The sequence below is a fragment of the Haloplanus salinarum genome, from assembly GCF_024498175.1.
Classification (GTDB): domain Archaea; phylum Halobacteriota; class Halobacteria; order Halobacteriales; family Haloferacaceae; genus Haloplanus; species Haloplanus salinarum.
The window spans coordinates 944,936-968,458 of the sequence record NZ_CP101823.1; the positions used below are offsets into that span (position 1 = coordinate 944,936).

A 23,523-nucleotide genomic window follows, 5' to 3' on the forward strand; every position below is an offset into this window, starting at 1 on the left:
GACCTGCAGTCCGTGTGACAACGTTTAAGCGCGGCTCGGAACCACGGCTAGCCATGTCGATAACCGTTCCCGGCCCGACGCTGGGCGTCGTCGGCGGCGGCCAGTTGGGCCGCATGCTCGCCGAGGCGGCCGCGCCGCTCGGCGTCGAGACGATCGTCCTCGATCCGACGCCGGACTGCCCGGCCGCGCCCGTCGCGCGCGACCAGATCGTCGGCGACTTCGACGACCCCGAGGCGATCGGTCGGCTGGCCGAGCGCACGGACGCGTTGACTTACGAGATCGAACTCGCCGATCCGGACCACCTCGCGACCGCGAGCGCCGAGGCCGGCGTACCGGTCCACCCGACGCCCGAGACCCTCCGGACCATCCAGGACAAGTTCGCCGAAAAGGAGATGCTGAGCGGGGCGGGCATCCCCGTTCCCGCCTACCGTCGTGTCGACTCCGTGGCCGACTTGGAGGCGGCCGTCGAGGAGTTCGGCGGCGTGATGCTGAAGGCCCGCCACGGCGGCTACGACGGCCGCGGCAACCTGCCGGTTCGCTCCGTCGACGAGGCCGAGGCCGCGATCCGCGAGGTGGGGGCGAGCGACGAGCCAGACGCGCTCGCCGAGACGCTCGTCGACTTCGAGCGCGAACTCTCCGTGATCGGCGTCCAGGGCGACGGCGAGGTGCGGACGTTCCCGGTCGGTGAGAACGTCCACGAGACGGAGATCCTGCGCGAGACGGTCGTTCCCGCGCGCACGAGAGACGCGGTCGCGGAGCGAGCCCAGGCCGTCGCCCGCGACGTGCTGGACGCCCTCGACGGCCGCGGCGTCTTCGGGATCGAACTGTTCGAGACGGACGGGGAGATCCTGGTAAACGAGATCGCGCCCCGGCCGCACAACTCGGGGCACTGGAGCATCGAGGGCGCGGTCGCCTCGCAGTTCGAACAGCACGCCCGTGCGGTGCTCGGGTGGCCGCTGGGGTCGACCCGGCAGCGGGCCCCGACGGTGAGCGCGAACGTCCTTGGCACCGTCGACGCGGAGCGGGTGGCCGAACTCGACGGCGTCGAGGCTGTCCTCGAAAGCGAGGCGGCCCACCTGCACTGGTACGGCAAGGAACAGGTGCGTCCGCTCCGGAAGATGGGTCACGTGACCGTCACCGACGAGGACGGCGACGCGGCCCTCGGCGACCTGCTCGCATCGGCACGCGAACTGCGCGACGACCTCTCCTTCCGATGACCGGAATCGACGACATCATCGACGACCTGCACGCACAGGCGGACGACGACCGACCACCCGCGGCGACCCCCGAGGTCGGGATCGTCATGGGGTCGGACTCGGATCTCGACACCATGGCGGGCGCCTACGACGCCCTCCGCGAACTCGGGTTCGCGGAACAGACCGACTACGACGACCCGCCCGAGGCCCGATTCACCTTCGAGAGCTACGTCGTCTCCGCACACCGCACGCCGGATCTGATGTACGCCTACGGCGAGACGGCCGCCGACCGCGGCCTCGACGTGATAATCGCGGGCGCGGGCGGGAAGTCCGCGGACCTGCCGAACATGACCGCCTCCATCGCGTATCCCCTGCCGGTGATCGGCGTGCCGGTCCAGGAGAAGTCGGTGGACTCGGTGATCGGGATGCCGACGGGCGCGCCCATCGTCGCCGTCGACGCCGGCAAGTCCTACAACGCGGCGCTGTCGGCGGTCCAGATCCTGGCGCGCGAACACGCGGAACTGGTCGAGCGACTCGAAGTCGAACACGACGACCTGCGATCCGGCGTGGCCGACGTCTCGCGGGACCTCCACGATCTGGGGATCGACGGGTTCCGGCGTCGCCACGAGTAGTCCGACGTGGCCGGCGCGACAGGGCGTGAAACGCCCGTATTCGGCCACCAAACCGGCTGCAGGCACCGAAAAGCGTAAATCAACGCTTATGGGGGAGCACTCCTAACTCCCGAGATGACAGGAATCAAGGTATGAATCAGTGGATAGCAATCGGTGCGCTCGGTCTCGTCGGCGTCGGCATACCCATCGGGATGATGGTCGTGTCGGCGCTCCTGCGGCCGAGCGTGTCCGAACAGGGAAAGACCGTCATCTACGAGAGCGGCGAGGTGCCGACGGGGACGGCACACGTCCAGTTCAACATCCAGTACTACATGGTCGCGCTGTTGTTCGTCGTCTTCGACGTCGAAACCGTCCTGATCTTCCCGTGGACGATGATCTATCGCTCCGCGCTGGAGCAGGGCGCGACGCTCGGCCAGATCCTCGCACCCATGCTGGTGTTCATCGGCATCCTCGTCGTCGGGCTCGTCTGGGCCTGGCGCAACGGTGCGGTCGAGTGGGTCAAGAGTCCGCGCGCGAACCGTGCGAAAACGGAGCGTCAATCATGAGTAGCGAACAAGAACGATTCGTCACCGACACGAGCCAGGTAGGGAGCGACACCCGCGACGCCCGCATCGGGGCGTCGGGAACCGACAACCGATTCAACTCGAAACTCCGGGAGGCGTTCGGCTCCTCGCCGTTCATCCTCACGAAGTTCGATCGGTTCATGGAGTGGGTCCGGGGCTCCTCCATGTTCATGCTACAGTTCGGCATCGCCTGCTGTAGCATCGAGATGATGCACACCTACGCGGTCAAACACGACCTCGATCGCTTCGGGGCCGGCGTCCCGCGTGCGTCGCCGCGACAGGCCGACGTGATCATCGTCCCGGGGACCATCGTCTCGAAGTTCGCCCCGCGGATGAAGCGCGTCTACGACCAGATGCCCGAACCCAAGTTCGTCGTCGGCATGGGGTCGTGTACCATCTCCGGCGGCCCGTTCCAGGAGGGGTACAACGTCGTCAAAGGCGCCGAGGAAGTCATTCCGGTCGACATCCACGTCCCCGGCTGTCCGCCCCGACCGGAGGCGCTGATCTACGGCGTCGCCAAACTGCAGGAGCGGATCGCGAACGGGGAGAGTTCGCCGGTCACGGTCAAGCCGTACGAACTCGAACAGTTCGGCGACCTCGACCAGGACGAAGTGGTCGACAAACTCGCCAAGGAAATCGACGAGGACGACCTCGTCATGCGGTACAACTGGGCTGACTCGCCATGAGCCTGGAAGAATCCACCCCGGACACGGTCGAAACGGCCGTGACGACGGCCGAGGAGATCGAGGACCTGCTCGGCGATCTGGTCCTCGACCGGGACGACCACCTCAACGCGCCGGGCTTCGTGGTCCGACCGGACGAGGTGCAGGACACCCTCTTCCGACTGCGCGACGAGGCCGGGTTCGATCACCTCTCCTGTGTCACCGCACAGGAGTACGAGGACCGCTACGAGTCCATCTACCACCTCAAGAAGTACGACGACCCCACCGACGAGGTGAGCGTCGTCGTCCCGACGCCGACCGACGACCCCGTGAGCGAGTCGGCGGAACCCGTCTACCGCACCGCCGACTGGCACGAACGCGAGGCCTACGACCTGGTCGGCATCGAGTACGACGACCACCCGGACCTCCGTCGCATCCTCCTGCCCGAGACGTGGCAGGGCCACCCGCTCTCCCGGGACTACGACCAGGATCGGCCCCAGGTCGTCCCCCTGCGGGAGCACGCCAACCCGCTCCAGGAGGACCACGAGGGCGAGGACGACACGATGTTCCTCAACATCGGTCCCCACCACCCGGCGACCCACGGCGTCCTCCACCTCAAGACCGTCCTCGACGGCGAACAGGTGGTCGACGTGGAGTCCGACATCGGCTACCTCCACCGGTGTGAGGAGCAGATCTGTCAGCAGGGCACCTACCGCTACCAGATCATGCCCTACCCCGACCGGTGGGACTACATCTCGGCGGGGCTGCTCAACGAGTGGGCCTACGCCCGCGTCGCGGAGGACCTCGCGGACATCGAAGTGCCCGAGTACGCGCAAGTCATCCGGACGATGGGCGCCGAACTCTGTCGGATCGCGGCGCACATGCTCGCGGTCGGTACCTTCGCGCTCGACGTCTACGGCGACTTCACCGCCATCTTCATGTACGCCGTCCGGGACCGCGAGAAGGTCCAGAACATCCTCGAAGAGCTGACGGGCCAGCGGCTCATGTTCAACTACTTCCGGCTCGGCGGGGTCGTCTGGGACCTGCCCGAACCCCGCGAGGACTTCTTCGAGATGATCCGGGACTTCCTCGACGACCTGCCGGAGGCCCTCGAGGAGTACCACGACATGATCTCGGCCAACGAGATCCTGCAGGTCCGCACCGTCGACACGGGCGTCCTGCCCCCGGAGGTCGCCAAGAGCTACGGGGCCACGGGGCCGGTTGCTCGGGGGTCGGGCGTCGACTACGATCTGCGCCGCGACGACCCGTACGGCTACTACGACGAACTCGACTGGGACGTCGCCGTCGAGGACGGCTGTGACAACTACAGCCGCCTCCTCGTCCGACTCCGCGAAGTCGAGGAGTCCGCGAAGATCATCGAACAGTGCGTCGACCTGCTCGAGGACTGGCCCGAGGACGACCGAACGATCCAGTCGAACGTTCCGCGGACCATCCGCCCGGACGACGACGCCGAAATCTACCGCGCCGTCGAGGGTGCGAAAGGCGAACTCGGCATCTACGTCCGCGCGGACGGCACCGAGAAGCCGGCCCGGTTCAAGATCCGGAGCCCCTGCTTCTCGAACCTCCAGACGCTCCCGGAGATGTCGAACGGCGAGTACATCCCCGACCTGATCGCGTCGCTCGGTAGCCTCGACATCGTGCTCGGCGAGGTGGATCGCTGATGGACGGGTTGCTCCTCCAGTCGGGGACGACCACCCCGACCGGGACCGCGAACGCGACGGCCAACGCGTCGGCCGGCGGACCGGTGACGACGCTCCCCGAGACGATATCGGGTGCGCTCGGCCTCTCGGGGACGCTCGGCGACGTGGTCGGCGGACTGCTCGGCGCCTTCCTCATCGCCAACATCATGCTCGGCATGACGGCGCTGGCCGGCCCGTGGGCCAAGCGGAAGATCACGGCCGCCTTCACCGACCGGATCGCGGTCAACCGGATCGGCCCCTTCGGCCTGCTGATCATCGTCGCCGACGCGGTGCGCCTGCTCTCGAAGGAGCTGATCGTGCCGGACGGCGTCGACCGCCCGGCCTGGGACCTCGCACCGATCATCCTGCCGTTCTCGGCGCTGCTCGGCTTCGCGGTGATCCCGCTGGGGAGCGGCCTGCAGTTGGCCGACCCCGAGACCGGGATCGTCTTCGCGTTCGCCGCGGCGTCCATCGCGTCGCTCGGCCTCGTCATGGCTGGCTACGCCTCCAACAACAAGTACTCGCTGCTGGGTGCCCTGCGCTCTATCGCCCAGAACCTCGCCTACGAGATCCCGCTGGTCGTCACGGCGGCGTCGGTCATCATCTTCGCCGGCACCTTCCAGACCAGCGAGATCGTCGCGGCCCAGACGGAGACGCTCGTGACTATCGCCGGCGTCGCGATTCCGGGCTGGTACGCGTTCGTCAACCCCTTCGCGTTCGTGCTGTTCGTGGTGGCGAACCTCGCCGAGATCGGCCGGAACCCCTTCGACATCCCGGAGGCGCCGACCGAGATCGTCGCCGGGTACCAGACCGAGTACTCTAGCGTCTACTTCGTGTTGTTCTACCTCGGGGAGTTCATCCACATCTTCCTCGGCGGCGCGCTGATCGCCGTCCTGTTCCTCGGCGGCCCGGCAGGCCCGGTCCTGCCCGGGTTCGTCTGGATGGTCATCAAGATGTGGGCGTTCTTCCTGTTCACGCAGTGGGCCCGTTCGGCGGTCCCACGCGTGCGAATCGACCAGTTGATCGAGATTGGCTGGAAGGGGATGCTCGTGCTCTCCTTCGCCAACCTCGTGCTCACGGCAATCCTCGTGGGAGTGATCGCGTAATGATTGGAATCCTCAAAGGCATGGCGACGACGATGAAACACGCGCTGGACGGCGAGACGTTCACCGTCGAGTATCCCGACGTGGCGCCGGAGGTGAGCCCGCGGTTCCGCGGCGTCCACAAGTTCAGCCAGGAGCGGTGTATCTGGTGTCGGCAATGCGAGAACGTCTGTCCGAACGACACGATCCAGATCGTGCAGGACGACCAGCGCAACGGCGAACAGTACAACCTCCACATCGGCCAGTGTATCTACTGCCGGCTCTGTGAGGAGGTGTGTCCGACGGACGCCATCCTGCTCACGCAGAACTTCGAGTTCACGGCCGACACCAAGGACGACTTCGTCTACAACAAGGAACAGTTGAAGAACGTCCCCTGGTACAAGGGGATCGACCCGCTCGAATCCCGGAACCCCGACCGGGGAGCGTGGATCGGCGAGGGTGACGGGGAGATCGACTACCAGTAAGGCTCCGGACGGCCGCGCCGTGTGGGCGCTGGATCGTCTCGAAACGTTCAAAGGAATACCTCAAGCAAATTCAAGCAATGGTGTATGAAACGATTGCGTTCGCGCTGTTCTCCCTGGTAACGCTGGGGTGCAGCCTGGGCGTCGTCCTCGTCGAGGACGTGTGGCACTCCGCACTCCTCCTCGGTGGCGCCCTGTTGAGCGTCGCGGTCCACTACGTGATGTTACAGGCGGAGTTTCTGGCCGCCATGCAGATCCTCGTCTACGTGGGCGGGGTTCTGATCCTCATCACGTTCGCCGTGATGCTCACGAAATCGACAGCGGAACAGCCCTCGGAGGTGAGCGAGGCGTGACGACGAAGCCGAAACTGCGGGTCGGGTCGCATCTGCTGCCCGGTCTGGCGGCCGTCGCGCTCTTTGTCGTCATCGCCGTCGCCGTCCTCCGGGCCTCGTTCGGCGACCCGCAAGGGTTCCCGTCGGACGGAAGCATCACCGCCAGCATCGGCTACGCGATGTTCAACCTCGACATGGGGGCGGTCCCCGGCGAGGGCTTTCTCGTGAGCCTCATCGTCATCGCCGTCGCGCTGGACGCGGCCCTCGACGGGTCGCTCCTGCTGGCGAAACGCGAGCAGGACGGCAGCGCCGTCGCGCTCCTGGCCGACGGCGGCCGGCGGGTCCGCGACCGACTGACCGACGGCGACGGGGCGGACGTCGCCGATGCCGACGACGACGTCGAGGGAGGTGACCGCTGATGGTACCTGTCCAGTGGTACCTCCTGCTGGCGACGGCCGTGTTCTGCATCGGCCTGTTCGGCATCCTGACCCGGAAGAACGCCCTACTCTTCCTGATGTCGGTCGAGCTCATGCTGAACGCCGCCAACATCAACCTCGTCGCCTTCTCGGCGTACTGGGGCAACGTCACCGGGCAGACGTTCAGCCTGTTCACGATGGCCCTGGCCGCCGCCGAGGTGGCGGTCGGCATCGGGATCATCCTCGTGCTGTATCGCAACTTCGACGACGTGGACGTGACGCTCGCACGGGAGATGAGGTGGTAAGATGGTCGGAGCGTTCGACTACGCGCCAGCCATCGTCCTCCTCCCCTTCCTCTCCTTCCTCGTGGCGCTCGCGGGGGGCAAGTACCTCCCCAAGGGCGGCGCGTTCGGCGGCATCGCCGCCACCGCGGGGTCGCTCGTGCTGTCGGCGTGGGTCTTCCTGACCGTCAGCGCGGGCAACGCCTACAACGAGACGCTCTACACGTGGGTCGCGGGCGCTGGCGAGGGGACGACCCGACTCACCTTCGGCCTCCTGCTCGACCCGCTCGCGGCGATGATGCTGCTCATCGTCTCGCTGGTCGCGCTCCTGGTCCACGTGTTCAGCCTCGGGTACATGAACGACGAGGGCGAGACCGGACTCCCGCGGTACTACGCCGGCCTCGGTCTCTTCACCGCCTCCATGCTCGGGTTCGTCGTCGCCGACAACCTGCTGATGGCGTTCATGTTCTTCGAGCTGGTCGGCCTCTGTTCGTACCTCCTGATCGGCTTCTGGTTCCGGGAGGACGGCCCGCCGAGCGCCGCGAAGAAGGCGTTCCTGGTCACCCGCTTCGGTGACTACTTCTTCCTCGTGGGCGTGGTCGCCGTCTTCGCCACCTTCGGCACCGCGAAGTTCGCGGGCGAGGGGGCGTTCCCGGTCCTCGCCGAGGAGGCCCTCAACGGGGGCGCCGAGGTCGCCACCTTCGGGTTCGCGCCCGAGACGTGGTTCACGATCCTCGGCCTGTTGATCCTCGGCGGCGTCATCGGGAAATCCGCGCAGTTCCCGCTGCACACGTGGCTCCCGGACGCCATGGAGGGTCCGACCCCCGTCTCCGCGCTCATCCACGCCGCGACGATGGTCGCGGCCGGCGTCTACCTCGTCGCGCGGATGTACGGGTTCTACGCGCTCTCGCCGACGGCGCTCGGCATCGTCGCGCTGGTCGGCGGCTTCACCGCCCTCTTCGCCGCGACGATGGGCGTCGTCAAGCGGGAGATCAAGCAGGTGCTCGCTTACTCCACCATCTCGCAGTACGGCTACATGATGCTGGGGCTCGGCGCCGGCGGCTACGTGGCCGCGACTTTCCACCTGCTGACCCACGCCTTCTTCAAGGCGCTCCTCTTCCTGGGCGCCGGGGCGGTCATCATCGCCATGCACCACGACGAGGACATGTGGAACATGGGCGGCCTCAAGGATCGGATGCCCGTCACCTACTACACCTTCCTCTCCGGATCGCTGGCGCTCGCGGGCATCGTCCCCTTCGCCGGCTTCTGGTCGAAGGACGAGGTGCTGTACGAGGCGCTCGTCCACGGCCTCGGCGGCTCGCCGCTCCTCCTCGCGGGCTACGCGATGGGGCTGGTGGCCGTCTTCTTCACCGGGTTCTACACCTTCCGGATGGTGTTTCTCACTTTCCACGGCGACCCGCGAACCGACATCGCCCGCGACCCCCACGGCGTGCGCTGGAACGTGAAGGGGCCGCTGGTGGTCCTCGGGATCCTCGCGGCCACCGTCGGGTTCGTCAACATGGTGCCGGTACAGGACCTGACGGGGATCCACCTCGAATTCCTGCACGACTGGCTGGCCCACGGCGAACTCTCGGCGCTCACCAGCGAACACTACGGCGAACTCCTCCACGACTACGCGGGCTACACGTCCGCGGACGTGGCGTCGTACGTGGCCGGTGCGGTGTCGCTCGCGCTCGCGCTCGCCGGTGCCGGCCTCGCGCACGTCCTCTACAACGTGCCGGAGCCCACGGAGCACACGGCGAAGCTGGGCGCGGTGAAGGACCTCTGGTACAACAACTACTACCAGGACGAGTACCAGATCTGGCTCGCGGAGTCGTTCGTCCTGCCGCTCGCGCGGCTGGCCGACAAGTTCGATCAGGGCGTCGTCGACGGCGTCGTGAACGGCGTCTCTAGCGTGAGCCTCTTCGCCGGGAGCCGCATCCGGCGGATCCAGACCGGCGTCGTGAGCAACTACGCCGCACTCCTCACCCTCGGGTTGACGGCGTTGCTTGTGGTCTTCGGGGTTCTCGGAGGGTGGTTCGTATGATAATCGAAGCGCTGATCGCCATCACGTTCGTCGCCTCGATGGCCGTGTTGCTGGCCCCGGACGAGTGGGCCGGTCGCCTCGCGGCGGCGCTGAGCCTGCTCCCCATCGTGGGGAGTCTCTACATGTGGAGTCGATTCGACGCGACGGGCAACGCCCTCACCGGCGGTGACCCCGCGTTCGAGACGACCGTCCAGTGGCTGGAACTGGGCGGCTACACGCTCAACTGGCACGTCGGCGTCGACGGCATCGGCCTGCCACTGGTCGTGTTGACGACGGTCCTGACGACCCTCGCCATCGTGAGCGCCTGGGCCTCCATCGACGACCGCCAGTCGCAGTTCTACGGACTGATGCTGTTCATGGAGGCGAACCTGCTTGGCGTCTTTACGGCGCTCGATTTCTTCGTCTGGTTCGTCTTCTGGGAGGCCGTCCTCCTGCCGATGTACTTCCTCATCGGCGTCTGGGGCGGCCCGCGGCGGAAGTACGCCGCGATCAAGTTCTTCGTCTACACCAACATCGCGTCGCTCGCGATGTTCATCGGCTTCATCGCCCTGGTGTTCGGCCTCGGCGACTCGGTGTCGTCGCTCGACATGCCGGCCATCGCCGGGGCGTTGCGGGCGGGCGAACTCGGCTCGCTGTTCGGCATCCCCGCCGCGACCCTGCGGAGCGTCGCCTTCGTGGCGATGTTCCTCGGCTTCGCGGTGAAAGTGCCCATCGTCCCCTTCCACACGTGGCTGCCGGACGCCCACGTCGAGGCGCCGTCGCCGGTGTCGGTGATGCTGGCCGGCGTCCTCCTGAAGATGGGGACCTACGCCCTGCTTCGGTTCAACTTCACCATGCTGCCGGAGACGGCGACGCAGTTCGCGGTTCCCATCGCCCTGATCGCCGTGATCAGCGTCATCTACGGCGCGATGCTGGCGCTGGCCCAACAGGACCTCAAGCGCATCGTCGCCTACTCGTCCGTGTCGTCGATGGGCTACGTCATCCTCGGACTGATCGCCTACACGACCTACGGGGTCGGCGGGGCGACCTTCCAGATGATCGCCCACGGCCTCATCTCGGGGCTGATGTTCATGTCGGTCGGCGTCATGTACAACACGACCCACACCAGGATGGTCGGCGACATGTCCGGGATGGCCGACCGGATGCCGGTCACCGCCGGCATCTTCGTCGCCGGCGCCTTCGGCTACATGGGGCTGCCCCTGATGGCCGGCTTCGCCGGCGAGTTCTTCATCTTCAAGGGCGCGTTCGAGTCGACGGTCCACGCCGCCATGCCGCTGTTCACCGCGGCGGCCATGTTCGGCATCGTGATCGTCGCGGGCTACCTGCTGTTCGCGATGCAGCGGACGCTCTTCGGCTCGTTCCGCCTGGAGACCGACTACGAGGTCGGCCCGGCTCCGCTCAGCGAGACGGCACCCCTCGCGGTGTTGCTCGTGACTATCATCGTCCTCGGGGTCGCTCCCGACCTCTTCTTCGGGATGATCCAGGACGCGGTCGATCCCCTCCTCGAGTTCGGAGGTGACCTCTCGTGACACCACTACAGATCCAGTTGCCGACCTGGGCGGCCGTCGCCCCGACGCTGCTGCTCGGGCTGACGGCGCTCGTCCTGCTGCTCGTCGACAGTATCGACCCCGACTCGACGCGACCGACCGCGCTCGCGGGCGTCGCGACGTTCGGGAGCCTCGCCGCGCTCGCCGTCGCCGGCTGGTACCTGCTCGCGGGGACCGGCCAGCAGGGCGGCGCCATCGAACTCTACGGCGGCTCCGTCGTCGTCGACGGCCTGAGCCTGTTCTTCACGGTCGTCGTCTCCAGCGTCGTCGCCATGGTGTCGCTGGCGAGCTACGACTACCTGCGTGACCGCACCTACCAGGCGGAGTTCTATTCCCTGGTCATGCTGGCGGCCACGGGCATGAGCCTCATGGCCTCCTCGGGATCGCTGGCGACGGTCTTCGTCAGCCTCGAACTCGCCTCGCTACCGTCCTACGCCCTCGTCGCCTTCCTCAAGAAGAACCGGGGGAGCGTCGAGGCGGGGCTGAAGTACTTCCTCGTGGGCGCCGTCTCCTCGGCGGTGCTCGCGTTCGGCATCTCGCTCGTGTACGCGGTCACGGGGTCGCTCCTGCTTTCCGACGTCGCGAGCGCCATCGGCTCCGCCGGTGACCTGGTCGGCGTCGCCGGCGTGGGTGTCGTGATGATCGCCGGCGGCTTCGCGTTCAAGACCGCCTCGGTGCCCTTCCACTTCTGGGCGCCGGAGGCCTACGAAGGCGCGCCCGCACCGATCAGCGCCTTCCTGTCGTCGGCCTCGAAGGCGGCCGGCTTCGCCGTCGCCTTCCGCGTGTTCGCGGTGGCCTTCCCCATCGACGCGGTCGTGCCGATGGGCATCGACTGGCCCCTGCTCTTTGCCGTCCTCGCCGTCGTCACGATGACGCTCGGCAACTTCGCGGCGGCGACCCAGGAGAACGTCAAGCGGATGCTGGCGTACTCCTCGGTCGGTCACGCGGGCTACGCGCTCATCGGCCTCGCCGCCCTCTCGGGCAGCGGCCCCAACGGCAACGTGATGGGCGCCAGCATGGCCCACCTGCTCGTCTACGGCTTCATGAACACGGGCGCGTTCCTGTTCATCGCCATGGTCGAACACTGGGAGATCGGTCGCACCTTCGAGGACTACAACGGGCTGGCGACCCGGGCTCCCGTCGCCTGCCTGGCGATGACGGTGTTCATGTTCTCGCTCGCGGGGCTCCCGCCCTTCGGCGGCTTCCTCTCGAAGTACGCCCTCTTCTACGAGGCGATCCAGGGTGGCTTCTGGTGGCTCGCCGCCGTCGGCGCGATCAACAGCGCGCTGTCGCTGTTCTACTACTCCCGCGTGGTGAAGGCGATGTGGATCGAGGACCCGACCGGCGGGTTCGACCTCGGCGCGACGCCGCTCGGACTCTACGCCGCGGTGATGGTCGCCGCGGTCGGGACGCTCCTGCTGTTGCCGGCGTTCGGCCCCGTCGTCGAGACGGCACAGAGTGCCGCCACGGCGCTGTTCGCGTAGTCAGAGCGTCGACCCGATCGCCTCCGTCACTTCCTTCGACCGCCGCACGGTGATGCCGTCGGTCGTCACGAACACGCCGTGATCCTCGTCGATGACGCGTGTCACGTACCCGTTTTCGAACACCCGCAAGGTGTACTGATACTCGCCGAGTTCGGTGCCGTCGTAGGCCGTCTGGGCTCGAAACCCCGCGGCCTCGTGTTCGACCCACCCCGTGAGGTCGGCCTCCGCCTCCAGATCCGAGCGCAGGTAGATCTGCTCGTATTCGTCCGGCGTGAAGTAGACGATGCTCCGGAGGCTGTCGCCGACCGTCGTCCGACAGGCGCTCACCAGTTGCTCTCCGAGCGACGGATCGACGAGGTCACGGTGCTCGCTCATGGTGCATGGTATCACGCCACACATAGAGTTAACTCCATCGCCGACGCGTGACGGTAGGGTTTTGAGTTCCCGGGGATACCGACGACCATGGTCAGGCGGCTGGTACTCGGCTGTGGTCACGCCGGCGAGACGGTCGCCGGCGTCGTCTCGACGTGGGGCGGATCCCTCCGCGTGGTCGTGCCTGCGGGCCACGAGGTGAGGGAGTTCGAGGCTGGCGCGGAGGTGATCCGCGGCGATCCGGCCGACCCCGGTACCTACCCCGAGGCGGCGGACGTGGTGCTCGTCCTCGGCGACGACCCGGCCCACAACGTGGCCACGGCGGAGCAGGCGCGAGCGTCGTTTCCCGACGCCCTGCTCGTGGCGTCGACGGCCGGAGGTGACGTCGGCGACCGGCTGAGGACCGTCGCGGACCGCGTCGTCGACACCCAGGCGGTCGTCGCCGATTACCTCCTGGAGACGGCGACTGGCGACGGCGGCGAGCGAGTGTGGCGGCTCCTGAACGTCCTCCGGGGAATCGACGGCCGACTGGCGGTCGTGATGCACGAAAACCCGGATCCGGACGCCATCGCGTCGGCTCTCGCCCTCGCGGACATCGCCCGGTCGGTCGGCGTCGAGGGCGACGCCTGTTACTACGGCGACATCTCACACCAGGAGAACCGGGCGCTAGTGAACCTGCTGGAACTCGACTTGTGCAACCTCGGTCCCGGCGATGATATCGGCGAGTACGCGGCCGTGGCGCTGGTCGATCACTCCCGGCCAGGGGTCAACGACGGCCTCGACCCCGACACCCCCGTCGACATCGTCGTGGATCACCACCCCCCACGGGGCCCCGTCACGGCCCGGTTCGTGGACCTGCGAAGCGACGTCGGGGCGACGAGTACGCTCCTCGCGGAGTATCTGGACCGTCTGGGCATGGATCCGAGCCGCGAGGTGGCGACCGCCCTCCTGTACGGCATCCGGATCGACACCCGGGAGTTCACCCGCGAGGCCGTCGAGGCGGACTTCGAGGCGGCGGCTTTCCTCCACGCTCACGTGGACGCGTCGGTCCTCGAACGGGTCGAGTCGCCGAGTATGAATCCGGAGGTGCTGGCGACGCTGGCCGCGGCGATCCGAAACCGGGACGTCAGGGACGACGTGCTCACGACGGGCGTCGGTCGCATCCGGGACCGTGACGCCCTGGCGCAGGCCGCGGACAAACTCCTCGACATGGAGGGGATCCGTGTCACCGTCGTCTACGGGTTCATGGACGAGACGGTGTACGTCTCCGGTCGCACCCGCGGGACGGACGTCGACCTCGGGGAGGTCCTGCGGGACGCCCTGGGCGCCATCGGGAGCGCGGGCGGGCACGCCGACATGGCCGGGGCACAGATCCCGCTGGGGATCCTCGGTGCGGTCGACGACGATTCGACCGCCTCGCTGGCCGACGTCGTCGACGACGTAGTCGCCGAGCGGATCTTCGAGGTTCTGGAGGATCCCCCGAACGCGCCGGGAGGCGACCCGTCGACCGCCGAGGCCGTCTTCGAGTTTCCGCTGTCCGACGACGGGTAGGAGCCCGAACGGCCCGCGACGACCACCCTTTTGAGAGTCGGCCGCGTACGTCGGAGCGATGGCCGACAACGCGACCGTCGAGGAGTACATGACACAGGACGTGGCCACCGTCGACCCAGACGACTCCGTCTCCGAGGTGTCGCGGCGCATCGTCGAGAGCGACGGTCACACCGGCTTCCCGGTGACAGACGGCCGGCAGGTCGAGGGGTTCGTCAGTGCCCGCGACCTGCTGTTGGCCGACGACGAGGCGCTGGTGTTCACCGTGATGTCCGAGGACCTCGTGGTCGCCCACCCCGACATGAAGGTCAACGACGCCGCACGGGTGATCCTCCGCTCCGGCATCCAGAAACTCCCGGTCGTCGACGACGCGGGCAAACTCGTCGGCATCATCTCGAACACGGACGTGATCCGCAGTCAGATCGAGCGGGTGACGCCCAAGAAGGTCGACAAGCTCCTCCATACCTTGGAGGAGATTCACGACATCGAGGCCGCGGAGGAGCGCCGCAGCGTCGAGTTGGCCGAGCTGACGCCGACGCAGGGACGGGTGTACGCCGACGAGTTGCAGGGCCGGAGCTACGAACTCGAACACGGACTGGCCGAACCGCTGGTCGTTATCGACAACGATGGCACGCTCCTGCTCGCGGACGGCCACCACCGGGTCATGGCCGCCAACAGGCTCGACATCGAGGAGATGGACGCCTACGTGATCGTCGTCGACGAGGACGGCGGTGCCGATCTCGAACTCGGGATGCAGCGGACCGCGGAGAAGGAGGGCCTCGCCTCCATCGAGGACATCGACGTCGTCGACTACGCGCGACACCCGCTGATCGAGACGACCGAGCGACTCCAGGAGGAGCGACGCTAGGCCACCGACGTGACTCCGTGTCGTGACGCGGCCTCTCGACCGTCGGCGCCCGCCGGGCGCCCGGGCGGATCCGGATCGTCGTCATCGCCGTCCCCACCGACTTCTTGGCTGTCGTCGTCGTCATCGCCGTCCCCACCGACTTCTTGGCCGTCGTCGTCATCGCCGTCCCCACCGACTTCTTGGCCGTCGTCGTCATCGCCGTCCCCACCGACTTCTTGGCCGTCGTCGTCCCCGTCCGGCCGGTCGACGCCGACTAGGTCGAGTTCGGGGACCAACATCCCGAGCACCGACAACGAGTAGTAGCGGACGAACACGAGCGCGGGCACCTGGAGGAGCAGGCTGACGACGATCAACGAAAGGACGAACAGCAGTACCAGCGGGACCACGACGACGGCACCGACGTGGGCCGCGCCGGCCGCGGCGATGGCGAGATAGAGGGCTCCGCCGACGACCACGAACGGGATGGCCAACGCGATGGCGACGAGGAGGGTCGCGATGGAGACGACGAGGCCGACGGCGATTCCGAGGACGAACTTGGCGACCAGATAGAGGCCGACCTGCTTCCACTCGGCGCGTAGGGTCGGCCAGAGTCGACGCCAGCCGTCGAGGACGCCCCGATCCTCGGTCAGCATCGTCGGCACCACGAAGTCGGTCGTCAGGCCGAGGATAACGCTCGTGACGAGGCCGACGACGAGGAGGACCAGAAGGAGGGGGACCACGAGGACGAACAGCGCCGCCGAGAGGCCGATCCCACCGACGAACACGGCCAGAATCGGGACGGCGATCAACAGGAGGGTGCCGAGGCCGACGGCGATCCGGAACCCGAACAGGCGCAGGCCGGGGCAGAACTCCTCGGCGAACGGGTCGCGGATCGACACCGAACGGTCGCGAAGGGCGCGCACGAGGACGAACTCCATCACGGCGCCGACCAGGTTCCACAGGAGGACGAGTGCGAGGACGAGCGCGACGATGCCGGCGATCAGTACCGCCGTCGACCCCAGATCCGGCAGCGACGGCGACGGCATCTCCGACATGCCACCGCCCGAGGAGAGGTTCGTGTTCGCGTTCCCGCCGGTCGGGACGCCGCCACCGACGCCGACGAAGAGCGTGATCACCGCCAGCCGGAGCCACACCCCTCGATCCAACGGACGGAGGAGGTCTTCGGTCGCTTCACGGGCGGCCGACAGGGCGGCGAAGGCGTACCAGGAGGGCATACGTACGACCCCGCAGTCACGTGCCAAAAATACAGGGGGTCACCCGCAGCACCGGAAACACGGCCGGCGACGCGTCTTTGTCGACGGGGTGAAAACGGGCGGCCATGACGCCGTTCGAACGCCGGACCCGGCGGGTCCAGTCCCGACTCGACGACGACGACCTCCTCGCCCTCTCGCCCGGGCGGAGTCTGTACTACCTGAGCGGCGTCGACGCCGACCCGAGCGACCGCCTCACGCTCCTCCTGGTTCCCGGCGAGGGTGATCCGACGTTCGTGGTGCCGGCCCTGGAGGCCGACGGAATCCGGGCGGCCACGTGGGTCGCGGACGTGCGGCCATGGCGCGACGGGACGGGGCCGGATCGCGTCCTCGATCCGCTCTTCGAGAGCCTGTCGCCGTCCCGCGTGTTCCTCGCGGACCGGATGTGGGCGACCGTCTCGCTCGACCTCCGCGAACGACTGCCCGGGGCCCGCTTCGACCTCGCGAGCGAAGTGTTGACCCCGCTCCGCCGGCGGAAGGACGACCGGGAACTCGACGCCCTCCGTGCGGCCGCCGAGGCGGCGGACGCGACGATGCGGGACGTGCGCGCCCTCGGCGCCGACGCGGTGGGACGGACGGAGGCCGACCTCGCGTCGTTCGTCGCGGAGCGACTGGAGAGCCACGGCGGCACGGGCGTCGCCTTCGAGACCATCGTCGCCGCGGGGGCGAACGGCGCCGACCCGCACCACGCGAGCGGCGACCGGGTGATCGGCGCCGGCGACCCCGTCGTCCTCGATTTCGGGACGCGCGTCGACGGCTACGTGAGCGACCAGACGCGGACCGTCGTCTTCGACGGCGACCCGCCCGCGGCGTTCGCGGACGTTCACTCGGTCGTCCGGGAGGCAGGGGTCGCGGCGGTCGAGGCCGTCGAACCCGGTGCCGTCACGGGGGCGGTCGACCGCGCCGCCCGGTCGGTGATCGAGTCGGCGGGCTACGGTGAACGGTTCGTTCACCGGACGGGCCACGGCGTCGGCCTCGACGTCCACGAGGCGCCGGACGTCGTCGCCGGCGGCGAGGTGACACTCGAACCCGGGATGGTCTTCAGCGTCGAACCCGGGATCTACCTCCCGGATCGCTTCGGCGTCCGGATCGAGGATCTGGTCGTCGTCACCGAGGATGGCTGCGAGCGACTCAACCGGACGAATCGCGGCTGGCGGTGCTAGTCCGCCCCGAGCAACGCGTCGACGTCGGCGTGGTCGGTCAGCAGGTCGTCCATCACCTCGACGGTGTGTTCGTCGCGGGTCCGCCCGCCGTGGACCACCTCCTCGGCGCGTTCGAGCGTGGTGAGGGTGTCCCCCGAACAGAGCAGGATGGGGACCCCCTTCTCCGCCGCGGTGCCGAGGACGGTCGTGGGGGGCCGACGCCCGCCGGTCAGCACCAGACACCTGATCCCCGGCGCTTCGAGCGCCGCGGTGTGGATGTCGGTGCGGTCGCCGCCGGTGACGACCGCGGCGTCTTTCGTCCGGCGGAAGAACCGCAGCGCCGACTCGCCGCTCATCGCGCCGACCAGAAATCGCTCGACGAGGCCGTCGGTCGGGACGTCGGTGAGTAGTTCGGCGCCGAGTTCGTCCGCCAGGTCGCCGACGGTGACGCCGGCCAGTTCCGCCTCGCGGGGCAACACACCGAGCACCGGGATCCCCCGCTCTTCCAGGAACGGCGCGACGAGGGTTTCGACCTCGTCGTAGGCGGCGTCGGCGACCCGGTTGAAGAGGACGCCCGTGAGGCGGTCACCGATCTGCCGGGCGGCCGCCAGGACCTCGTCGACGTCCGCGGGCGTCCCGTACTCCGCGATCAACACGACGTCGGCGTCGAGGAGGTCGGCCACGTCGGGGTCGGTGAGGTCGACGACGCCGCCGGTCGTCAGGTGGCCGCCGCCCTCGACGACCGTCAGGTCGCGGCCCGCCGAGACGGCCTCGAAGCCCTCGCGGACGCGCTCGCGGAGTTCGTCCGGTCGCTCCCGGCCCTCCATCGCGCTCCGGACGAACGTCGGCGAGTAGACGATGGGCTCCATCTCGTGCATCTCGTCGTCGGTGTCGAGGAGTTCGCGCGCCAGCATCGGATCGCGGTCCAGCGTCTTGCCGACCTGGCTCTGGAGGCGCGTACCCTTCGGTTTCATGTAGCCGACGCTTCGCCCCCGGGCCTGTGCCTGGCGGCCGAGCGCGACGGCGACGGCCGTCTTGCCTGTGCTCTCTCCGGTCGCGGTGACGAGTAGGGTGGTCATAGGGTGTCTGGATCGAGGGTCAGTCTGAGGTCGACCGCCTGCACGCCGTCGGGGCGAGCCACCAGCGGGTTCACGTCGAGTTCGAGGATGGCCGGGAAGTCGGTGACGAGCTGCGAGAGGCGGGCCAGCGCCTCCGTGACGGCCGGCTCGTCCACGGGGTCGCGTCCCCGGGCGCCGGACAGGAGCGGGGCGGCCTGGATCTCGTCGAGCATCGCCCGCGCCTCCGACTCGGCGAGCGGCGCGAGACGGAGGGCGGTGTCCTCCATCACCTCGACGAAGACGCCGCCGAGGCCGAAGAGAACGAGCGGCCCGAACTGCGGATCGCGGTTCGTCCCGGCGATGGTTTCGACACCCGACTCCGTCTCCACCATCTCCTGGACCTGGACGCCGAGGATCGTCGCGTCGGGTTGGTAGTTCCGCGCCCGGGTGACCAGGTCCTCGAAGGCGTCGTACACGTCCTCGTGGGCGACGCCGACCTTCACGCCGCCGATGTCGGACTTGTGGAGGATATCGGGGCTCACGATCTTCATGACGACCGGGTCGCCGATCCGCTCGGCGACCGCGAGGGCGTCGACCGGCGAGTCGACCACCTCGCCCGCGGGCGTCGGGATGCCGTAGGCGTCGAGCAGCGGCATGGCCTCGACGCCGAGTCGCGTCGCCCCCCGCTCGCCGGCCCGTTCGAGGACGTCCCTGGCCGCCTCCCGGTCCACGTCGTAGGTCGTCGGCTCGGCTCGCTCCCGCTCGCGGATCTCGCGGTACCGCGAGAGGGTGCCGAGGCTTCCGACCGCCCGGGCAGGGTCGAAGTAGTTCGGGATCCCCGCCGCGTCGAGGGCGTCCTCGGCCGACCGGGCGCGCTCGCCGCCCATCAGACACGTCGTCACGGGGACGCCGTGCCGGGCTTGGAGGTCGGCTACGTCCGCTGCCAGGTCGCCGTAGTCGAGCGTCGCGGTGGGGGCGGCGATGACGACGGCCGACCCCACGGCGTCGTCGTCGAGGACGGCGTCGACGGCCGCACACAGTCGCTCGTTGTCGGCGTCGCCGATGACGTCCACCGGGTTGTAGACGTTCGCCCCCTCGGGCAGGCGGTCGCGGAGCCGCTCCAGCGTGTCGTTCCCGAACTCCGCGAGGGACAGGGGCGCGTCGCCGACGGCGTCCGTCGCCATCACGCCCGGCCCGCCGGCGTTGGTGACGACGGCCACCCCGTCGGTCTCCGGGACGGGTTGTCCGGCGAGGACGCGCGCGGCGTCGAAGAGTTCCTGGACGGTGTCGACGCGGACGACTCCCGCCTCCCGGAAGCCGGCCGCGGCCGCCCGGTCCTGCCCCGCCATCGCCCCCGTATGCGAGGAGGCGGCCTGAGCCCCCGCCTCGGTCCGCCCCGACTTGACGACCACGACGGGCGTCTCGGGGGTCACCTCGCGGGCCACCTCGACGAACCGGCGACCGTCCTCGACGCTCTCCAGGTAGCCGACGATGACGTCCGTTCCCTCGTCGTCCCCCCACGAGGCCACGAAGTCCGCCTCGTCGAGGACGGCCTTGTTGCCGAGCGACACCACGTCCTTGAAGCCGACGCCGTGGTCGGCCGCCCAGTCGAGGACCGCGGTGACGAAGGCCCCCGACTGGCTCAGGAACGATATCGAGCCGGCAGGCGCCGCCCGCGGGGCGAACGTGGCGTTGAGACCGACCGGCGTGCCGATGACCCCGAGGGAGTTCGGCCCGACGACGTTCAGGTCGTATTCGTCGGCGAGCGCGATCAGGTCGCGTTCGCGGGCGGCGCCCTCGCCACCCGCCTCGCCGAACCCCGCCGAGATGACGACGACGTGTCGGATGCCCGCCTCGCCGGCCTCGCGAACGACGTCGAGCACCGCGGACGCCGGCACCGCCACCACGGCCAAGTCGGCGTCGGTGTCGCCGACCCGGTCCCTCGCCGGTAAGCCACACACCGTCTCGTAGTTCGGGTTGACGGGAACCACCTCGCCGTCGAAATCGGCGAGGTTCTCGACGAGCGCGCGCCCGACCGATCCCGGACGCTCCGTCGCGCCGACGACGGCGACACGATCCGGCGCAAACAACGGGGACAGTCCTCCCATCGGGTGACGGTATCACCGGCCGTCGCATAAGTTCGGGGGGCGGTTCCCGCCGGTTTAGGCCGGCCAAATATATCAGGATCGTGATAATATTTATGGCCGTCGGCGACCTGTCGTCGGACGATGGCACTGCTAGCGAACGTCGTATTCGTCTTCCTCGCCGGCCTAGTGACTGCCCTGGCCACCGGTCTCGGAGCGATTCCCTTCTTCCTGGTCGAGGAGGTGAGCGACCGGTGGAACGTGGCGCTGTGGGGACTCGCCTCGGGGATCATGGTTTCGGCCTCGATGTTCGGCCTGATCTTCGAGGGCCTGTCGGCCGCGGACTCGCCGCTCGAGATCGTCCCCGGGTTGATCGCGGGGGTCGTGCTCGTCGTCGTCGCCCACGAAGTGATCGAGAGTTACGAGGTGAGCCCCCGGCAGTACGCGGAGGCCGACTTCCGGAAGCTACTGCTCATTCTGGGGGTGCTGACCGTCCACAGTTTCCCCGAGGGTGTCGCCGTCGGCGTCTCCTTCGCCGACCTGGGGCTACGGCAGGCCGCCGGGACGACGCTCGGCCTGTTCGGCGTTGCCGTCCCGCTGCTTGCCGTGTTCATGACCGTCGCCATCTCGATCCACAACGTCCCCGAGGGTGTCGCCATCTCCATTCCCCTCCGGACGCTCGGCGTCTCGGAGTGGAAGATGGTGTGGTGGGCCGTCTTCTCCAGTCTCCCCCAGCCGATCGGCGCGGTGATCGCGTTCCTGTTCGTCCGGATCGCCCGGGAGTTCCTGCCCATGGGCTTTGGCTTCGCCGCCGGCGCGATGATCTACCTCGTCGTCACGGAGTTCGTCCCCGAAGCGCTGGAGATCGGCGCGGACCTGCCCGGTGGCGGGCGACGCGAACTCGTCGCCGGCGTCGTCGTCGGCGTCCTCGCGATGCTGCCGCTCCTGATCGTCTAGTGGCTGTGGCCCGTCGCCTCCTCGAAGGTCATGCCGAACCGCTCCTCGAAGAGCGCCTCGGCCTTCTCGTTGATCGCTTCGAGGTCGGCGGGCACCTCGCCCTCCGCGTGGTGGACGATGGCGTGGGAGCGCTGGACGAAAGAGAGCAGCGCGATCTCGGCGACGACGGTCGTCGGCGCCTCGCCCTGCTCGGCGAGGGTGTCGACCAGCCCTTCCGGCAGTTCGAGTTCGTCCGTGTCCCCGTCCGGCCCTTCGATTGTGTAGGTCTCGGTGTCGACCATGGCGCTACTGGGAGCCGGTGGTATAAGGGCGTGTGGGACTCGGGACGCCGTTCAGTCGTCGCCCTCGGCGGCCGCCGGCGCCTCGCTTTCGGCGGCCGCCCGCTCGCGATCCAGGTCCTCGAGGTAGCCGTCGGCGTCGATGGCGGCCTTACAGCCCATGCCGCCCGCGGTGATCGCCTGCTGGTAGTGGTAATCGACGACGTCGCCCGCGCCGAACAGGCCGGGGACGCCCGTCGCCGTCTGGCCGGCGCCGTCGCCGCCGGCCGTTTCGAGGTACCCCTCGTCGTCCATCTCGACGTCCAGTCCCTCCAAGTAGTCGGTGTTCGGCGTGTGGCCGATGGCGTAGAAGACGGCGCCGGCGTCGAAGGCGAACTCCTCGGTCTCGGGGTCGTCGAGTTTCCCCGTCGGGTGGCCCTCGGGGTGATGGACCATCGTCACGTGGTCGACGCCCTCCGCCTGGGTGCCGTGGAGTTCGGTAACCTCCGTGTTCAGCTTGAGTTCGATGTCGCCGTCCTCGACGTGTTCCATCACGCGGTCGATCCAGTAGTCCTCGGCGCGGAACTCCTCGCGCCGGTGGACCAGATGGACCGTCGACGCGAACTTCGTCAGGAAGACGGCCTCCTCGCAGGCGGCGTCGCCGCCGCCGACGACGACGATCTCCTCGTCGCGGAAGAAGGCGCCGTCGCAGGTGGCACACGTCGACAGCCCGTAACCCATGAGTTCGTCCTCGCCCGGGATGCCGAGGGTCCGTGCGCTCGCCCCCGAGGCGGCGATGACGGCGTCGGCCGTGTACTCGTCGCCGCTCGACAACGTGACGTGGAAGGTGTGCCCCGGGCCGGGGTCGTCGACCACGTCGACCGACTCGATCACGCCGTTTTCGACCTCGGCGCCGAACTTGCGCGCCTGCTCTTTCATGTCGCTGACCAGTTCGGGTCCGCTGATCCCCTCCGGGAACCCCGGATAGTTGTCGACGTCGGTCGTCAGCGTCAACTGGCCGCCGGGCTCGTCACCCTCGAACACCAGCGGCTCGTTGTTCGACCGGCCGGCGTAGATGGCGGCGGTGAGTCCCGCGATTCCGCTTCCGGCGATGATGAGACGCCGGTGGTCGGCGCCGTCGGGGTCGCTCATACACGTCGTTGGTCGGTGGGACCCATTTAGCTTGTGTTGTCGTGCGGTGCGGCGCTCGACCGCTGCCGGCGGTTTCTTGTCGCCGCCGCTCCCATCCGCGTCCATGCCCGCCGACCTCCAGGAGAAGACCGACCGCTACGAGCGGATGCTCGCCGACGCGCTCGACGAGGCCGAGACGCGTCCGCCCGCCGACACGCCCCTCGGCACCGCCGCCGCCGAGTGTCGGGAGATGGCCGCCTCCTACCTCGACGACGGCCGGCACTTCCGCGAGGACGACGACCCCGTGAACGCGCTCGCCGCGTTCTCCTACGGCTATGGGTGGCTCGACGCCGGGGTCCGGATGGGGCTCTTTGCCGTTCCCGCGGGGACGGAGCTGTTCACCGTCTGAACCGTTCTTGCCCACGTCGTCGG

Annotated in this window: 24 protein-coding genes; 18 read left to right on the forward strand and 6 right to left on the reverse strand. The window is 68.5% G+C overall.

Annotated features, from left to right (window positions below):
* Positions 1-53: 53 nt before the first annotated feature.
* From NO364_RS05010 to NO364_RS05070, 13 genes are all read left to right on the forward strand, one after another.
* Positions 54-1,217, forward strand: a complete 1,164-nt coding sequence (locus NO364_RS05010) for a 5-(carboxyamino)imidazole ribonucleotide synthase (RefSeq protein WP_257628691.1) — start codon at positions 54-56, stop codon at positions 1,215-1,217.
* Positions 1,214-1,828, forward strand: coding sequence for a 5-(carboxyamino)imidazole ribonucleotide mutase (gene purE, locus NO364_RS05015; RefSeq protein ID WP_257628692.1), 615 nt, complete (start codon positions 1,214-1,216; stop codon positions 1,826-1,828). The genes NO364_RS05010 and purE overlap by 4 nt, the downstream gene beginning before the upstream one ends.
* A gap of 131 nt (positions 1,829-1,959) precedes the next feature.
* On the forward strand, positions 1,960-2,373 hold the full coding sequence (locus tag NO364_RS05020) for an NADH-quinone oxidoreductase subunit A (RefSeq protein WP_157688331.1): 414 nt from the start codon (positions 1,960-1,962) through the stop codon (positions 2,371-2,373).
* The gene (locus tag NO364_RS05025) at positions 2,370-3,077 is read left to right on the forward strand and encodes an NADH-quinone oxidoreductase subunit B (protein WP_157688332.1); all 708 of its coding nucleotides are present in this window, start codon (positions 2,370-2,372) and stop codon (positions 3,075-3,077) included. Before NO364_RS05020 ends, NO364_RS05025 begins: the two co-directional genes overlap by 4 nt.
* On the forward strand, positions 3,074-4,735 hold the full coding sequence (locus NO364_RS05030) for an NADH-quinone oxidoreductase subunit D (protein ID WP_257628693.1): 1,662 nt from the start codon (positions 3,074-3,076) through the stop codon (positions 4,733-4,735). The genes NO364_RS05025 and NO364_RS05030 overlap by 4 nt, the downstream gene beginning before the upstream one ends.
* A complete protein-coding gene (locus NO364_RS05035) occupies positions 4,735-5,859 on the forward strand; it encodes a complex I subunit 1/NuoH family protein (protein WP_157688334.1) in 1,125 nt (374 codons plus the stop codon). The genes NO364_RS05030 and NO364_RS05035 overlap by 1 nt, the downstream gene beginning before the upstream one ends.
* Positions 5,859-6,320 carry a NuoI/complex I 23 kDa subunit family protein gene (locus NO364_RS05040; RefSeq protein WP_157688335.1) on the forward strand — a complete coding sequence of 154 codons (462 nt, stop codon included), beginning with the start codon at positions 5,859-5,861 and terminating at the stop codon, positions 6,318-6,320. Before NO364_RS05035 ends, NO364_RS05040 begins: the two co-directional genes overlap by 1 nt.
* 77 nt (positions 6,321-6,397) lie before the next feature.
* On the forward strand, positions 6,398-6,670 hold the full coding sequence (locus NO364_RS05045) for an NADH-quinone oxidoreductase subunit J (RefSeq protein WP_157688336.1): 273 nt from the start codon (positions 6,398-6,400) through the stop codon (positions 6,668-6,670).
* On the forward strand, positions 6,667-7,068 hold the full coding sequence (locus NO364_RS05050) for a proton-conducting membrane transporter (RefSeq protein WP_157688337.1): 402 nt from the start codon (positions 6,667-6,669) through the stop codon (positions 7,066-7,068). Before NO364_RS05045 ends, NO364_RS05050 begins: the two co-directional genes overlap by 4 nt.
* Positions 7,068-7,370: an NADH-quinone oxidoreductase subunit NuoK gene (gene nuoK, locus NO364_RS05055; protein WP_157688338.1), complete on the forward strand. Its 303-nt coding sequence runs from the start codon at positions 7,068-7,070 to the stop codon at positions 7,368-7,370. Before NO364_RS05050 ends, nuoK begins: the two co-directional genes overlap by 1 nt.
* A 1-nt stretch (position 7,371) precedes the next feature.
* On the forward strand, positions 7,372-9,393 hold the full coding sequence (gene nuoL, locus NO364_RS05060; RefSeq protein WP_157688339.1) for an NADH-quinone oxidoreductase subunit L: 2,022 nt from the start codon (positions 7,372-7,374) through the stop codon (positions 9,391-9,393).
* A complete protein-coding gene (locus tag NO364_RS05065; protein ID WP_157688340.1) occupies positions 9,390-10,922 on the forward strand; it encodes a complex I subunit 4 family protein in 1,533 nt (510 codons plus the stop codon). Before nuoL ends, NO364_RS05065 begins: the two co-directional genes overlap by 4 nt.
* Positions 10,919-12,424: an NADH-quinone oxidoreductase subunit N gene (locus NO364_RS05070; RefSeq protein ID WP_257628694.1), complete on the forward strand. Its 1,506-nt coding sequence runs from the start codon at positions 10,919-10,921 to the stop codon at positions 12,422-12,424. The genes NO364_RS05065 and NO364_RS05070 overlap by 4 nt, the downstream gene beginning before the upstream one ends.
* Here the strand turns inward: NO364_RS05070 and NO364_RS05075 are convergent, their stop codons facing one another.
* Positions 12,425-12,799: a DUF7522 family protein gene (locus tag NO364_RS05075; RefSeq protein WP_257628695.1), complete on the reverse strand. Its 375-nt coding sequence runs from the start codon at positions 12,797-12,799 to the stop codon at positions 12,425-12,427.
* An 87-nt stretch (positions 12,800-12,886) separates the two neighbouring features.
* Here NO364_RS05075 and NO364_RS05080 point away from each other — a divergent pair, with 87 nt between their 5' ends.
* Both NO364_RS05080 and NO364_RS05085 read left to right on the forward strand, forming a co-directional pair.
* Entirely contained in the window at positions 12,887-14,347 is a 1,461-nt protein-coding gene (locus NO364_RS05080; RefSeq protein WP_257628696.1) for a DHHA1 domain-containing protein, read from the forward strand.
* Between the two features lie 58 nt (positions 14,348-14,405).
* Complete coding sequence (locus NO364_RS05085; protein ID WP_157688344.1) at positions 14,406-15,212, forward strand: CBS pair associated ParBc domain-containing protein; 807 nt, start codon at positions 14,406-14,408, stop codon at positions 15,210-15,212.
* On the opposite strand, the gene NO364_RS05090 is transcribed toward NO364_RS05085, so the two are convergent.
* On the reverse strand, positions 15,209-16,426 hold the full coding sequence (locus NO364_RS05090) for a DUF7544 domain-containing protein (protein WP_257628697.1): 1,218 nt from the start codon (positions 16,424-16,426) through the stop codon (positions 15,209-15,211). The genes NO364_RS05085 and NO364_RS05090 overlap by 4 nt on opposite strands.
* A gap of 104 nt (positions 16,427-16,530) precedes the next feature.
* Here NO364_RS05090 and NO364_RS05095 point away from each other — a divergent pair, with 104 nt between their 5' ends.
* A complete protein-coding gene (locus tag NO364_RS05095) occupies positions 16,531-17,625 on the forward strand; it encodes an aminopeptidase P family protein (RefSeq protein WP_257628698.1) in 1,095 nt (364 codons plus the stop codon).
* On the opposite strand, the gene NO364_RS05100 is transcribed toward NO364_RS05095, so the two are convergent.
* Both NO364_RS05100 and NO364_RS05105 read right to left on the reverse strand, forming a co-directional pair.
* A complete protein-coding gene (locus NO364_RS05100; protein ID WP_157688347.1) occupies positions 17,622-18,683 on the reverse strand; it encodes a phosphotransacetylase family protein in 1,062 nt (353 codons plus the stop codon). The two genes, NO364_RS05095 and NO364_RS05100, sit on opposite strands and share 4 nt — an antisense overlap.
* Positions 18,680-20,770 carry an acetate--CoA ligase family protein gene (locus tag NO364_RS05105; RefSeq protein WP_257628699.1) on the reverse strand — a complete coding sequence of 697 codons (2,091 nt, stop codon included), beginning with the start codon at positions 20,768-20,770 and terminating at the stop codon, positions 18,680-18,682. Before NO364_RS05105 ends, NO364_RS05100 begins: the two co-directional genes overlap by 4 nt.
* A gap of 120 nt (positions 20,771-20,890) precedes the next feature.
* Here NO364_RS05105 and NO364_RS05110 point away from each other — a divergent pair, with 120 nt between their 5' ends.
* Positions 20,891-21,703, forward strand: a complete 813-nt coding sequence (locus NO364_RS05110; RefSeq protein WP_157688349.1) for a ZIP family metal transporter — start codon at positions 20,891-20,893, stop codon at positions 21,701-21,703.
* On the opposite strand, the gene NO364_RS05115 is transcribed toward NO364_RS05110, so the two are convergent.
* Complete coding sequence (locus tag NO364_RS05115) at positions 21,700-21,984, reverse strand: DUF7545 family protein (RefSeq protein WP_157688350.1); 285 nt, start codon at positions 21,982-21,984, stop codon at positions 21,700-21,702. The two genes, NO364_RS05110 and NO364_RS05115, sit on opposite strands and share 4 nt — an antisense overlap.
* Before the next feature lie 51 nt (positions 21,985-22,035).
* Entirely contained in the window at positions 22,036-23,112 is a 1,077-nt protein-coding gene (locus tag NO364_RS05120) for an NAD(P)/FAD-dependent oxidoreductase (RefSeq protein ID WP_257628700.1), read from the reverse strand.
* A 103-nt stretch (positions 23,113-23,215) separates the two neighbouring features.
* Between NO364_RS05120 and NO364_RS05125 the strand changes: the two genes are divergently transcribed.
* Positions 23,216-23,500 carry a DUF357 domain-containing protein gene (locus NO364_RS05125; RefSeq protein WP_157688352.1) on the forward strand — a complete coding sequence of 95 codons (285 nt, stop codon included), beginning with the start codon at positions 23,216-23,218 and terminating at the stop codon, positions 23,498-23,500.
* Positions 23,501-23,523 lie beyond the last annotated feature (23 nt).

Excerpts from the sequence above, each read along its gene's own strand:
- NO364_RS05010 (WP_257628691.1), top strand. The coding sequence starts at position 54 with ATGTCGATAACCGTTCCCGGCCCGACGCTGGGCGTCGTCGGCGGCGGC.
- purE (WP_257628692.1), top strand. The coding sequence starts at position 1,214 with ATGACCGGAATCGACGACATCATCGACGACCTGCACGCACAGGCGGAC.
- NO364_RS05020 (WP_157688331.1), top strand. The coding sequence starts at position 1,960 with ATGAATCAGTGGATAGCAATCGGTGCGCTCGGTCTCGTCGGCGTCGGC.
- NO364_RS05025 (WP_157688332.1), top strand. The coding sequence starts at position 2,370 with ATGAGTAGCGAACAAGAACGATTCGTCACCGACACGAGCCAGGTAGGG.
- NO364_RS05030 (WP_257628693.1), top strand. The coding sequence starts at position 3,074 with ATGAGCCTGGAAGAATCCACCCCGGACACGGTCGAAACGGCCGTGACG.
- NO364_RS05035 (WP_157688334.1), top strand. The coding sequence starts at position 4,735 with ATGGACGGGTTGCTCCTCCAGTCGGGGACGACCACCCCGACCGGGACC.
- NO364_RS05040 (WP_157688335.1), top strand. The coding sequence starts at position 5,859 with ATGATTGGAATCCTCAAAGGCATGGCGACGACGATGAAACACGCGCTG.
- NO364_RS05045 (WP_157688336.1), top strand. The coding sequence starts at position 6,398 with ATGGTGTATGAAACGATTGCGTTCGCGCTGTTCTCCCTGGTAACGCTG.
- nuoK (WP_157688338.1), top strand. The coding sequence starts at position 7,068 with ATGGTACCTGTCCAGTGGTACCTCCTGCTGGCGACGGCCGTGTTCTGC.
- nuoL (WP_157688339.1), top strand. The coding sequence starts at position 7,372 with ATGGTCGGAGCGTTCGACTACGCGCCAGCCATCGTCCTCCTCCCCTTC.
- NO364_RS05065 (WP_157688340.1), top strand. The coding sequence starts at position 9,390 with ATGATAATCGAAGCGCTGATCGCCATCACGTTCGTCGCCTCGATGGCC.
- NO364_RS05075 (WP_257628695.1), bottom strand. The coding sequence starts at position 12,799 with ATGAGCGAGCACCGTGACCTCGTCGATCCGTCGCTCGGAGAGCAACTG.
- NO364_RS05080 (WP_257628696.1), top strand. The coding sequence starts at position 12,887 with ATGGTCAGGCGGCTGGTACTCGGCTGTGGTCACGCCGGCGAGACGGTC.
- NO364_RS05085 (WP_157688344.1), top strand. The coding sequence starts at position 14,406 with ATGGCCGACAACGCGACCGTCGAGGAGTACATGACACAGGACGTGGCC.
- NO364_RS05090 (WP_257628697.1), bottom strand. The coding sequence starts at position 16,426 with ATGCCCTCCTGGTACGCCTTCGCCGCCCTGTCGGCCGCCCGTGAAGCG.
- NO364_RS05095 (WP_257628698.1), top strand. The coding sequence starts at position 16,531 with ATGACGCCGTTCGAACGCCGGACCCGGCGGGTCCAGTCCCGACTCGAC.
- NO364_RS05100 (WP_157688347.1), bottom strand. The coding sequence starts at position 18,683 with ATGACCACCCTACTCGTCACCGCGACCGGAGAGAGCACAGGCAAGACG.
- NO364_RS05105 (WP_257628699.1), bottom strand. The coding sequence starts at position 20,770 with ATGGGAGGACTGTCCCCGTTGTTTGCGCCGGATCGTGTCGCCGTCGTC.
- NO364_RS05110 (WP_157688349.1), top strand. The coding sequence starts at position 20,891 with ATGGCACTGCTAGCGAACGTCGTATTCGTCTTCCTCGCCGGCCTAGTG.
- NO364_RS05115 (WP_157688350.1), bottom strand. The coding sequence starts at position 21,984 with ATGGTCGACACCGAGACCTACACAATCGAAGGGCCGGACGGGGACACG.
- NO364_RS05120 (WP_257628700.1), bottom strand. The coding sequence starts at position 23,112 with ATGAGCGACCCCGACGGCGCCGACCACCGGCGTCTCATCATCGCCGGA.
- NO364_RS05125 (WP_157688352.1), top strand. The coding sequence starts at position 23,216 with ATGCCCGCCGACCTCCAGGAGAAGACCGACCGCTACGAGCGGATGCTC.